The sequence below is a fragment of the Reichenbachiella sp. genome, from assembly GCF_039944555.1.
Lineage (GTDB): Bacteria > Bacteroidota > Bacteroidia > Cytophagales > Cyclobacteriaceae > Reichenbachiella.
On the sequence record NZ_JBDUYN010000015.1, the window covers coordinates 1 to 12,516 of the forward strand.

Genomic DNA, 12,516 nt, shown 5'->3' on the forward strand with positions numbered 1-12,516 from the left:
GTAGGTCGTCGCCAGTTTTTATCAAAACCCTTGCATCAACGATGTAAGGGTTTTTTTATGCCCAAAAACTACTATGGTAATAGGGAATAGGCGGCCGTACGCAGAACGAGAGTAGCCATCGTCGAACGATCGTTGCCAGACTGTGCACCCCGGTTTTATCAACAAGCCTCAATATATTCAAACTCATTTTGTGTGCAGCTTTCAACGCTGACTGGCTAAGACCTCAAAGAGGAGTTTTGTCAAGGTAGAATCTATTTTTTTACGCTTGTAGTCCATTTGTAGACTGCCTAATAGGTGAGTTAAAAAGCCTCTTATCCTAAATTGGATGGCAAAAAGAGAAAATATGAAAATCTCATACTTGCTATTTTTATTATTAGTTCCTTTTTTCTCGAGGGCCAACAATATGCAGATCACTAATTTGGAAGTTATTAGCATAGAAGCCGTGGATCAATTCGCCATTATAGAAATGGATGTGAGCTGGGAAAACTCTTGGCGAGATGCAGAAAATTGGGACGCCGTCTGGTTATTCATTAAGTACACTACTGATGACACCTGGCATCATGCCGAACTCAATTATGTCGATGGGTCGGCCGATGGGCATACCTCACCAATGGGAGGTACGATCACAACCCCTTCAGATGGCAAAGGTGTATTCCTCTATCGTTCTGCCATAGGAACTGGAACTGTAACTTTTCAAAATCTAAGGTTAAGGTGGAATTATGGTCAAGATGGAATTACAGATTTCGAAGACCTTACCATGAATGTCTTTGGGATCGAAATGGTATATGTTCCTCAAGGTAATTTTTGGTTAGGCGATGGGTCGGTTGTTGATGTGCAAGGCCATTTCGAGGCAGGTACATCAGGAAATGCTTATCAAGTCACTTCCGAATCTGCCATTGTATTAGGTGGCGGGGCTGTAGGAAGTCTAGGCAATAACAATGGAGCCGGGATGTCTAATAATGGTGATTTTATTCCAGCACCTTACAATACAATATCCATGGATGATTACAATGATACGCAATCTCAAATTTTACCAGCTGCTTATCCCAAAGGCTATCAAGCTTTTTATTGTATGAAATATGAGTTGACCCAGGGGGAATATGTGGCTTTCATAAATACATTATCCGACCTACAGGCTCAGAATCGATTTGAAGAAGATCCACATGCGTCGGAAGATGAAGCAGCACGGAGATATACGCTGACGGGTACCGTTCCTAATGTAGTTACAACGACACCTCATGTTCCCGCTATTTTTTTAGAATATTTTGATGGGGCCGCGTATGCAGACTGGGCAGGACTTAGGCCTATGACCGAATTGGAGTTTGAGAAGGCCTGTAGAGGCACGCTGACACCAGTCCCTGGAGAATACGCTTGGGGTACAACTAATCTCAATAATACTTTTCCAACGATTGGGAGTATTGGGCAGGTGAACGAAGGCCTTACGGCCGGTTATAGTGTAGTCTCAGGAAATGCCTGGTTCAACAATGTAAACGCATTAGGTGCTGCCATTAGAGCGGGCGTATTTGCTGCTAACCCCAATAATACGGGAAGAGAGTCAGCAGGCGCCACCTATTGGGGCATCATGGAAATGAGTGGTAATTGCTGGGAGCGAGCAATCACAGTAGGGAGGCCAGAAGGCAGAGCCTTTGAGGGAACTCATGGTGATGGTGAGTTGAATAGTCTTGGTAATGCCACTAATCTGGACTGGCCGGGACACTCAGGATCAAATGGAGTAGATGATGTGATAGGTGCCGGATACAGAGGTGCTGGATTCGATTTTCCTAGCCCAGTGACTTTAAATATGAGGGTATCATCTCGAAGGATGGCTACTTCATTTTATTACATTAGATACTATGATGACACTATGCGTATGGTACGCACCGCACCTTAAATTCTGTATGATGAAAAAGATTCTATATGGCGTACTTTTTACCTTTTGTCTTCATGCGATGGGACAAGGAAAATATTATGGAGGAGATAGCCCTGATCCTGCTTCTTACTCTGGCGTCTCGTTGTTTCATGGGCCACCACTTTTTGTTAATTATGAAAGTTTTCAAGCCGAGCAAGATCGACAACATTTGTTGATTACATGGTCCACGTTAGCGGAAGAAAACAATGAATATTTTGAAGTTCAAAAACTCATAGATAATAAACATTATGGAGTCGTGGGGCGAGTAAATGGCTCAGGAACTACTCATGTACATCATCGCTATTCTTTGATAGATTATTTTCCACAGGCTGGAATCAATTATTATCGACTCATTCAGGTGGACTATGATGGCACAGAAAGTATTTCAGATAATTTTTCTGCCGTATTTATTCCTGCTGGTCAGGTGATTTATCCAGTACCATCAAAGGATGTTATTCATCTCCCGTTTCTTTCTCCAAATGCAGTAATCCATGTACACTCCTTGGAGGGGAAGGAAGTTAAGGTAGATATAAATGGACAACAAATGGATATTCGGCATCTAACCGAGGGACAATACTTCTTGAATATTTACTTGCCTAATGACAAGACCATTTCAAACAGATTTATCAAAATCAGATAAACCCAATCTCAAACGGTGGCTGATCGTTAGCTATTATTGGTTGGCCACTATTGAATTTAAGTATAAGTCACCCAGGGTCGCAGTTCCCTCAATTTCCCCCAATGCGATGGTAGACAAGATTCCCCAGACCATGCGTAGGGAACTGTATCTGATCAAGCTTTTATAAGTATAGGGGTATGATGTTCTGCCATAGGCTCCAGGTCATCCATATTCACATAATGGATTCTTATCATAGCTGTTACTTCCACAGACACAAAATCAAATTCTTCTACCACTTTGCCTTTGATCTCATAAATGCCTTTTCCCCGAAAGGGATATTGGCGAAGAGAAGGAGGAAAGTGCACAGTGTCTATAAAGTCACCTGCCTGATCGATAAAAGTACCGAAACTCATGTTTTTACTATTCGAAGTTTTGGTGCGTTTCTGAGTGATCATATAGCCAAGCATAGTAACCATCTTATTTTTGTGTTTAGCCATCTCTTCGGCTAGAATAATATCCTGGCCATCGTATTCTTTAATGAGACTGAAAGGATCTTTGAGCGGGAAGTGCAAAATTTCCATTTCGTCAAAGCCATCCTCCCTGGGATCATGATATAGCGCGGGTAGTTTATACCTTTTTGCTCTGGCCTGAAAGAGTGTAGGAACGGTATACTTGGAGCTTTTAGATAATAGTAGATGAGCGTGCCACAGTAGTTTCTTTTTGTTTGAGTCTATAGTCTTAAAGGCACCAATTCTTATTAGTATTTTAAGTTGTTCAAGAGAGACGGTTACGCAGTTGGTAAATTGTTCCAGGTTTTGGAAAGGTCCGTAATCTTCTCTTTTGCTCAGGATTTCTTTTATCGTTTGATTTTCGAGTTCTTTCACAATGTGAAACCCCAGGTAGATGGTTTTTCCTCTTATGATGGTTTCGTTATAAGAAGTGTTGATACAAGGGGCTTCGATGGTTGCACCATGCATCCGGGCTTCATGAACATATAGATCTATACCATAGAAGCCTCCTCCGTTATTGATCACGCTTACAAGATACTCCAATGGATAGTGTGCTTTCAGGTACAGGCATTGATAGCTTTCAATAGCGTAGGAAGCCGAGTGCCCTTTAGCGAAAGCATAACCGGCAAAACTCATGATTTGATACCATACATCATGGGTGAGTTTTTCGTCATGGCCCATGTTTTTGCAACTAATAAAAAACTGTCGTTCTACTTCTTTAAACTCATCTCGAGAACGGTATTTGCCAGACATCCCCCGTCGTAGTCTGTCTGCTTCTCCCAGTGTCAATCCGGCAAAGTAGTGTGCTACTTTAATTACATCTTCCTGGTATACCATTACCCCAAAAGTTTCAGGCATGAGATCGGCTAGTATCGGGTGGGCTTCTTTACGCCTTTCGGGTATACGAAACCGGAGAATGTACTCACGCATCATACCTGATTTGGCTACGCCCGGACGAATCACAGAGCTGGCTGCTACCAGGCCCAGGTAGTGGTCGGCACGCAATTTTTTCAAAAGCATGCGCATGGCTGGCGACTCTACATAGAAACAACCGATCGCCCGACCGTTTCTAAATAGGTCTTTGACTTTTTCATCTTCAAAAAATCTTTTAGTATCATGGATGTCAATCTCCTCGTGGTCAGGATTGTTATACCTGATGATGGCCAGGCTATCCTTTATTTTGCCCAAGCCTCTTTGACTCAAAATATCAAACTTGAAAAGACCGGCATCTTCAGCCTCTACCATGTCGAAATGAGTAATGGGAAAACCTTTGGGTGGCATGCTGGTGGCTGTAAAATGATAGATGGGTTTTTCAGAGATAATGATACCACTGGCATGTACACTCAGATGACTGGGGATCCCATCCATCAAAAAGGCATATTTTAAGACCGAACGAGCGAGGCCATCATAATTCTTGATGGCTGTTTCGAGATGGTCCCGGTCGATGGCTGATAATACACTGATTTCATGTGGGGGTAGTCCACATACTTTTCCTAGCTCACGCACAGCAGCTTTGAACTTGAAAGTGTTGTAGGTGGCTAATAGGCTCACGTGGTCATAACCAAATCGCTCAAAAATATACTTAGTGATATCATCTCGGTCACGCCAGGAAAAATCGATATCAAAGTCAGGAGGATTTTTGCGGTAGAGATTGATGAACCGCTCGAAATAGAGATCGAGTTCTATAGGATCTACGTCAGTGATTCGAAGCAGGTAGGCTACGATACTGTTGGCACCACTTCCCCTTCCTACATAGAAATATTCTTTTCGCAGTGCGTAGTCGATGATGTCCCAATTCACCAAAAAATAGGAAACAAAACCCTTCTGTCTGATGATTTGAAGTTCTGCGGCTAATCTTCTGTATATTTTATAACCCGGATCACGATATCGATAGGATAGGCCGTCCAGACACTTGCGTCGAATGAGTTGATAGTCTTCTTCGTCAGACCCTGTGTAGGTTTGAATGTTTTTGTGTGGATATTTGTCACCGTACTCAAAGTAGATGTTGCAGCTTTCAATGACCTCTTTTGTATTCAGGATGAGCTGATCGTTGTTCTTGTACAGATCTAACAAATCGGACTTTGAGTAGATCAGATCAGATGGCAAGCCTTCTTCGTTTTTGGGCAATTTGCTTAGTAGCGTATTGTTGTCTATGGCACGTAGCAGTCGGTGAATATTGAAGTCTCGTTTATCTCTGAAGGTAATGGTTGGAAACATGACCAGTTTGTCCAACTGGTCTTTCCATTTGGAGAAATTGATCTTCAGTAGTTCACGAGGTGTTATGCCTATGTATTCATGAGCCAGTAGCTGATGGGTGGGGTTGGACAGAAAGGGGTAGATTATATAAACATTTTTGAATTCGGGTGCCTGATCAGGAATTTCGATGTCATGATGCAGGTGCTTGGATAAGAAAATATTGATTTCCTGGAAGCCTTCATTGTTTTTGGCAATAGCCACAAACTGCTGTTGGGTGCCATTTCTAAAATCTACTCCAATGATAGGGCGGATACCGTATTTAGGAGCGTCTCTGACAAATCTCATACACCCGGCCGTACTATTGATGTCTGTGAGAGCAAAGGCCGAAATCTCTTTGTTTTGCGCTTCTTGCAATAGCATATCGGTGGACATGACTCCATACTTGAAACTGAAATATGAGTGGGTGTTGAGGTACATGACTCATTTTGAATTAACGGGTACAAAACCTTTTGATTGATATGTCCTCAAGCCGGACAGGCTCTTACTTTCTGTCTTGAAACAGAAAGTAAGCAAAGAGTTCAAGAAAATTTTAAAGCCTTTACTCACATGCCTTCCCCGCCGCGCCAAATTTTCTTCCCTCCCGCTGGATCGAATAATCTTGAAGAATGAGCTATCCCATCTTTCGGCGAATATTGTGGCATTCATATCAGTTTTATCAGATCTCATGGTTTGTTTTTAATTTCTTCTGTTAGCCAATAGTGGTGGTGGCTCGCCGGTAAATGGATTGAATCGGCTGATGGTACGGGCTTCAATGCCTGAAGCACGCATCACTTTTCTGTCTCCGTGCTTATCCCGGATTTTGTCCATGGCTTGATAGAGACGGATGATTTCTTCGCTGTCTTCAAAGAGGTTGATTTGGTAATGACCTTCTGCCAGGTGGCTGTAGCGAACCCCAATAAGTCTGACCAAGAGGCGCTTATTATATAGTCTGTCAAACATTTCCATGATTTTTGGAATCAGGATGTGATCGGCAGAAGTGTGAGGGATTTTGTTTTGCAGGGTGTAGGTATTGAAGTCAGAATAACGAACTTTTACCGTGATACATGCTGTCAGTTTTTGCCCTCTTCTGAGCTGAAAGGCTAGGTTTTCGGCCATGGCCAGCATGATGCTTTTGAGTTTGGTTACATCTGTGGTATCTCTGTCGAAAGTGCGCTCTGTAGAAATGGATTTTCTTTCCTGGTGGGGAATGACGGGTGTGTTGTCAATTCCCTGGGCTTTTTTCCACATTTTCACTCCGTGCAGGCCAAAAGTCCTTTCCATCAATTCTACAGGCATCTCCTGGAGTGTCCGGACATAGCGGATGCCGAGTTGGCGAAGTGCATGGTAGGTTTTCTCTCCTACCATAGGTATTTTTTTCACTGACAGAGGAGCCAGAAAAGCTTTTTCCTGGCCGTGCATGATCTGCAACTGGTTGTTGGGCTTAATCTCATTAGTGGCTACTTTGGAGACCGTTTTGTTTTGCGAAAGCCCAAAAGAGATGGGCAAATGGGTTTCTTTCACTATTTTTTTCTTGATCTCTGAAGCCCATTGCATGCAGCCAAAAAAATGGTCCATGCCTGAAAGATCGATGTAAAACTCGTCGATGGAAGACTTCTCAAACAGGGGCACGTTCTCCTTTATAATTTCGGTTACTTCCTGCGACTTTTTGGTGTAGAGTCCGGAATTTCCCTTGATGATGATGGCTTCGGGGCAGAGCTGACGTGCCATTTTCATGGGCATAGCAGAGTGGATGCCAAAAGCCCGGGCTTCGTAGCTGCAGGAGGCTACTACGCCACGATCTGATGTGCCGCCTATAAGGACGGGTTTGCCTATGAGCCTGGGTTCTATCAGTCGCTCACAGGAGACAAAGAAGGTGTCCAGATCCATATGTACGATGGACTTTTGGTAGTTCATTATTCTTTTAGAGTTTCTGACAAATTTACTAAAATATATAGTAATAACTAAAATAATTAGTAAATTAGTGTAAACTAAATCATTGAATCCATGAGCTATCCAAACGAATACGCAATCATTTTTTCACTTCCTGTGAATGTTAGAGATGAAATTTCTGAGTTTAAAAGGCAGTTTGGCGATCGGTATGGGTATTTTGATGGCGTACATTCCATTGGCCACATTACGGTGGGAAATGTAAGGATACCTTCGGGTATGGAGGAGCCATTTTTTGCTCAGTTGGTCGAGTCTATCAGCGAAATAGAAAGCTTCACGTTTACGATAGATGGCTTTGATGCTTTTGCTGATTCACGTACTATTTTTGCTCATTTAGAAGCGTGTGAAAGTTTTGAAAAAATTGCTGAGGCCTTTGGTCAGCTGGTCACACTATACCACCTAAGGAAATCGAGTCGAATGATTCATACACCACATTTGACTATTGCCAAGGGACTCGAACGCCGAATATTCAATAAGGCGTATTGCTTTGAATATTCATTCAAAAGCTACACCAGAACTTTTGATGCGTACGAGCTTACCGTTCTCAGAAGAACTAGCCCTGAGCGTCCGTTCGAAGTATTTAAAAAACTACCTCTATTGGATTTGTATCCGGTTTATTCATGATTCCACCGGATCAGTGGTAGTCAGGCTTTAGTGTTCGATAGCTTTTGGTTATAGCTGTCACTTCTGTTGGGGTTTGAGTGACGCAGATGCATTTTTTGACGACGCAATCGTGTTTTCTCATGAAACAAACTCATTTTTCAATGATACAATCGCATTTTTTGGTGACACAGATGCATTTCTGAGTGATACAAACCCATTTTCTAGTGACACAATCGCATTTCTGAGTGACGCAAACGCATTTATTCATGACACAGATGCATTTTCCTGTGACACAAACCTATTTTTCCGTGATGCAGGTGGGTTTTACAATGAAGCAAGCGCACTAATTGAGGTGTCTTAAAATAAGTTGACAGGTTTTAGACTAATACCGAATTGAGTAGACAGGCTAAGATTTGGTCCTGACTTTATGTTTTGGTTGATTGGCACAGGTTGCGATAAACTTTGTTAGCGATTTGTTATTTCATACTTCGCTATTAATGTTATTACTTCATCCAGCGAAGATTTTTCAATGTTCATATTTGATTCTATAATGTTAAGATTCTTGATAGATTTCAGAGAGTCAAAATGATTTTTCTTTTCATAAAGGTCTAAAAAATAGCATGTCTCTTCTTGCCAATCATTGAATTTCATCAACGCAGGATTATCAAATAGATTTGTAGTTTTAAATCGACCCAATTCGGTAATAATGGCAAAATTACACTCAGAATTAAATGAGATTTCGAGTGCTTTTTTGCCCTCTTTGAAAGCTGTGATGGAATAGTTGTAACCACAGAAGTACATATCTGTGGTTGATTCAAATTTCAATTCCTGAAATAGCTTGAAAATGTCTCTAGATGAAGTCGATATGAAGTGATGCTTCACTTCATAGCAATGTTTATTTAGCCCAAGATTCTCAAGTTGACCAGTAGTCAGTATTTCTTCTTCCTCATTTTCAATATTCATAACGATCAGAGAATCAACGTTCGAATACCATTCTTCAGCTAGTGGTTGGGAAAGACCGCATTGTGCTAATGAAAAAAATATAGTAGCGATAAGATATTTCATTTGGGATGGGTTATATAATTGCTAATGCCCGTGAAGGCGTGCGTATAGATTCGATAAATTTCTTCTAAAGTAGTGAAATCGAACGAAACGAGATTCGCAAGAGATGGTGTGGCATGCTAGTGAGAATGAGCAAGTTCCCGAGGGCCACCAGGGTTTCTGTTTGATATAGGAACCCAGTAGGCTTAGCCTCCCCTTATCCGTTTTTCCTTCCACCATTTTCATTATAAGTCGTATCTTTGAATTGCGAATTTTATCAAATTATCATGGTGTTACTATCACAATTACGGTTTAAACCAAAAATCCTGGAGAGGCATACGGGTGTAAGTCCCGAGACCAAATTAAAGCACCGCTTTGATGAAGTTCGCAGTGACCTCTCCTCTTTTTATTCATTTAAACCATTTCATTATGCGAACTTCAAATGGTCAATTGATTTGTATCGAAGATCACCTGGTACAAACACCCTATGGGCTACTGATCACCGATCTAAAAAAGGGACAAACGCTCTCGTACCATCAACTCAAATTCCTGGAAGATGTGAGCCGTGCATTTGATGCATCCAAACATCTGAATCTGGTGAATTCTTCTGAAAAGGAATTCATAGAACTCATTCGATTCAAAGGCGCAGACGAGTTCATTCATTCTCTACAAATGATTCATGATTTTGCTTTGTATCACTCGGATTTATGCTTTGATACGGCAGAGAAAAATGCACTCTTCGATTTGAAAATTTTGTGGGAAGGGTTGGAGGAAATGGCGAAGGCGTGAAAGGGGGGCAGGGCTGCGTGGGTGGTCCTGCTTTTATTTGGTTGATGGCACAGGTTGCAAACCTGTGCCAGTGGGGTGGTTAGCTTATGAGTGATGGTGTTTGTTAGATGCTTTTTGAGGAGTAGGGAAATTGTTTGCCTCTATTATTTTTTTCGTAAGTTGTTTCTTGTCATAAAAAGGACCATGGATTAACTTCAAATAGTCGAGATATCTATGGATATCCATTCCCACGCGAGAAAAAACGGTCATAAAACCTTGAATATTTTGTTCCACTTTTCGCATTTCAGCTTCCATTATCTTGTAGTTTTTACTACTTGTGGGATTTGCAAGATTGATATCTGAATAGGACATTAAGAAAAACCAACAATACGTATTTACAATAAATTTTCTTGCCCCAATGTCCGTATTTGAAAATGACCTTTGTTTATTTTCCATCTCAAAAACTGATGAAATCTCATAATTTAAGCCATCAAAATAGATCAGACTTATTTGCCATAACATAATACCTTCATAAAGTTGGGCATAGGCAGGAGCCTGCTGTTCAATAGGACAATTAAACAAATTATTTTTTTTTATTAGCCATCTAATACTTCCTCTGACGGCTATTAAATCTGCATAAATCTCTTGCTGAATCTGCTTATTTCCAGATTCCAATACATTTAGTGCTTTTTTAAGAGTAGCTCCAATCTCAACTTGTTCTAAATATTTCCAATCAAAATAACCAAACTCATTAAAAATCATATGTTCACCAGCACCGCGAAGAAATTTGATAAATTTTTCTAATTCAAGTTTCTCAAAATCAATCACGTCTTTTGCCCCTAATTCGGCATAATGAATAATTTCATGGTCGACCGTGAGTGATTCAATTGCTGCGGCTGCCCAGTGAAGGTCATCATATTTTTCTTGAGGAAACGTCAAGCCATTAGGATCTGCCTCCTTTAAAATCTGCTGACATTTCTCAAAGAAAAAGGTTGAAATTCGTAATAACCGATCTTCCTCTTTCAGTTTCAAGAATTGTGAGTTTCTATGATTTAGCTTATCCAAAAGGAATTGAGAAGTTAGTCTTTCAAGCCTGTATCTGGATGATTGACCAAATTTCTCCAAAGTGGTAAAATCAGATCTACGATGTTGAAAAAAGTAATAACACTTTAAAAAGCCCTGAACATGTTGAATCCATCGTAAATCCCAAGCTAAGTAACCCTTGTCTCTTATTTTAAGAAAATGGATCTTTGCTTCAGTAGAGAAAAATTGTATTACGGGTAATTCCTCATTGGGTAAAATAATATCATTGTACCTAGAATAGATGGGAATGATTTCTTCCATATAATGTCGGAAACCCGAAAGGAATTGATTTACTTCTTCCCTAGTAAACCCTTCATTGGCCATTAAGATCTTTTTTTAGTTGGTCGCTTACAATTTGAGGTAGTTGAGATAATTCTTCTACTCTTAATGTTTTTTTAAAAAGTTCATCACCTTCATGTTCGATCGTGACGATTATCTCTTGTAATTCTTGTGTTTTATTAGCTTGAAGAGACTTGTAGAGCTCAACTGCAAAAACTTCGATTTTATTGATAGTTTTTTTTGCGGCATTTTTTACCACCTCTAGAATGAAAATTGTCATTAAATCCTCTATTCCTCCGAACCCGTACTTATTTATTGACTTAATATCAAGGCTTTGTGATAAGTCAGATAACTCTTCACTACCTTCAAATCCAATTGCGTGTATTTTAATAATTGTCTTTTCCATGGAGTAGGCTCTATTGCGTCTAATATTAAATATAACATACACCTATGCATGCTATCTATCATTCAATAAAACAATTAATCTCTCTCAGAAGTGCTGTGTGAAGCTGACTGCTGGATCAGCCTCGGACGTATGAAGGTAGCGATTTTGAAGGTGGGATCAAAGGGAAGGTAGGCCGATACGAGAGACTTGTCAATTGTTTTTTCGAATAAGGGTGAAACCATAATAATTCCCGGTAGACTGGTCATTCTCAAAAAGGCGTGATCTGAAAAAAAGTTCATCCTCCGATTTCCATTCGTAGGAGAATACCTGGTAACAGCCCTCGCATGCATTGTTAAAGATCAACTTCAGTTCTAAATCTCCATTCTCCTTAAACTTTCCTTTTCCAATGGCACCCCCACCGTTCGAATTGCTGGAAAGGTGATTGACTTCACGTGTTCTGGAATTGTAGGTCCAATAAATCTGGGCCCTTATGCTACCCAGATCTTCTATCCAAAATATGCTGGTTTTTGTGTTAAACTCTTTGGCTATAAAGCTCATGTTGGGATTGACGTTTGCGTTGTACTCGCCATCGAATTCCGACTCAAAAATATTATCCTTTAGCAGCCACTCACCTTTAAACATTCTAAATGGGTTTTCAATGGAATCGGTCTGTAAGGAATTTGTATTTGACAATGGTGAATCAATATCAATCTTACTGTCAACATCAGTGAAACAGAAAAAAGTACTTACCGATAAAGTGAGAAGAATAGATTGGACTAAATATTTCATCGCAGTCGGTTTTTTGAGGAAATAACAAGCTTCTGACGTTCGACACATTAACTAGTAGTATTGTGCATGTCATCCACCTTTCAATAAATACAATTAATCTCTCAGAAGTGCTGTGTGAAGCTGACTGCTGGATCAGCCTCGGAGGTATGAAGGTAACGATTTTGGAGGTGGGATCAAAGAGAGGGGGAGACAGGGTAAACGTTGCTCGATGGAACACCACCTGGAATCTCCGCTCATCTGCGATAGCGATGGAGATATCTCGCTCCGCTCGATATGACGTCATTGCGAACGGAGCGGGACGCAGTGGATCGAAGAGGCAATCTTAAGCTTGTTTTGGGAATTAAGCTTA

The 12,516-nt window shown here is 40.7% G+C and carries 12 protein-coding genes; 6 read left to right on the forward strand and 6 right to left on the reverse strand.

Annotation, left to right across the window (positions count from 1 at the left end; translation table 11 throughout):
• Positions 1-343: 343 nt before the first annotated feature.
• Both ABJD64_RS21805 and ABJD64_RS21810 read left to right on the forward strand, forming a co-directional pair.
• Positions 344-1,891: an SUMF1/EgtB/PvdO family nonheme iron enzyme gene (locus ABJD64_RS21805; protein WP_348181479.1), complete on the forward strand. Its 1,548-nt coding sequence runs from the start codon at positions 344-346 to the stop codon at positions 1,889-1,891.
• Positions 1,892-1,898: 7 nt separating this feature from the next.
• Positions 1,899-2,549, forward strand: a complete 651-nt coding sequence (locus ABJD64_RS21810) for a T9SS type A sorting domain-containing protein (RefSeq protein ID WP_348181480.1) — start codon at positions 1,899-1,901, stop codon at positions 2,547-2,549.
• Positions 2,550-2,701: 152 nt separating this feature from the next.
• Here the strand turns inward: ABJD64_RS21810 and dnaE are convergent, their stop codons facing one another.
• Positions 2,702-5,710 (reverse strand): DNA polymerase III subunit alpha, encoded by a 3,009-nt coding sequence (gene dnaE, locus ABJD64_RS21815; protein ID WP_348181481.1) that lies wholly within the window; start codon positions 5,708-5,710, stop codon positions 2,702-2,704.
• Positions 5,711-5,968: 258 nt separating this feature from the next.
• Entirely contained in the window at positions 5,969-7,186 is a 1,218-nt protein-coding gene (gene dinB, locus ABJD64_RS21820; protein ID WP_348181482.1) for a DNA polymerase IV, read from the reverse strand.
• 90 nt (positions 7,187-7,276) lie between these two features.
• Between dinB and ABJD64_RS21825 the strand changes: the two genes are divergently transcribed.
• Both ABJD64_RS21825 and ABJD64_RS21830 read left to right on the forward strand, forming a co-directional pair.
• A complete protein-coding gene (locus ABJD64_RS21825; protein ID WP_348181483.1) occupies positions 7,277-7,843 on the forward strand; it encodes a 2'-5' RNA ligase family protein in 567 nt (188 codons plus the stop codon).
• Positions 7,844-7,916: 73 nt separating this feature from the next.
• Entirely contained in the window at positions 7,917-8,183 is a 267-nt protein-coding gene (locus ABJD64_RS21830; protein ID WP_348181484.1) for a hypothetical protein, read from the forward strand.
• A 104-nt stretch (positions 8,184-8,287) separates the two neighbouring features.
• Here the strand turns inward: ABJD64_RS21830 and ABJD64_RS21835 are convergent, their stop codons facing one another.
• Positions 8,288-8,887 carry a hypothetical protein gene (locus ABJD64_RS21835; protein WP_348181485.1) on the reverse strand — a complete coding sequence of 200 codons (600 nt, stop codon included), beginning with the start codon at positions 8,885-8,887 and terminating at the stop codon, positions 8,288-8,290.
• A gap of 405 nt (positions 8,888-9,292) precedes the next feature.
• On the opposite strand from ABJD64_RS21835, the gene ABJD64_RS21840 reads away from it, so the two are divergent.
• Positions 9,293-9,652 (forward strand): hypothetical protein, encoded by a 360-nt coding sequence (locus ABJD64_RS21840; protein WP_348181486.1) that lies wholly within the window; start codon positions 9,293-9,295, stop codon positions 9,650-9,652.
• Positions 9,653-9,736: 84 nt separating this feature from the next.
• Here the strand turns inward: ABJD64_RS21840 and ABJD64_RS21845 are convergent, their stop codons facing one another.
• The 3 genes from ABJD64_RS21845 to ABJD64_RS21855 form a co-directional block, all read right to left on the reverse strand.
• Positions 9,737-11,038 (reverse strand): hypothetical protein, encoded by a 1,302-nt coding sequence (locus ABJD64_RS21845; RefSeq protein WP_348181487.1) that lies wholly within the window; start codon positions 11,036-11,038, stop codon positions 9,737-9,739.
• Positions 11,028-11,399: a hypothetical protein gene (locus ABJD64_RS21850; protein ID WP_348181488.1), complete on the reverse strand. Its 372-nt coding sequence runs from the start codon at positions 11,397-11,399 to the stop codon at positions 11,028-11,030. Before ABJD64_RS21850 ends, ABJD64_RS21845 begins: the two co-directional genes overlap by 11 nt.
• Positions 11,400-11,588: 189 nt before the next feature.
• Positions 11,589-12,167 (reverse strand): hypothetical protein, encoded by a 579-nt coding sequence (locus ABJD64_RS21855; RefSeq protein ID WP_348181489.1) that lies wholly within the window; start codon positions 12,165-12,167, stop codon positions 11,589-11,591.
• A 62-nt stretch (positions 12,168-12,229) separates the two neighbouring features.
• Between ABJD64_RS21855 and ABJD64_RS21860 the strand changes: the two genes are divergently transcribed.
• The gene (locus ABJD64_RS21860) at positions 12,230-12,493 is read left to right on the forward strand and encodes a hypothetical protein (protein WP_348181490.1); all 264 of its coding nucleotides are present in this window, start codon (positions 12,230-12,232) and stop codon (positions 12,491-12,493) included.
• Positions 12,494-12,516 lie beyond the last annotated feature (23 nt).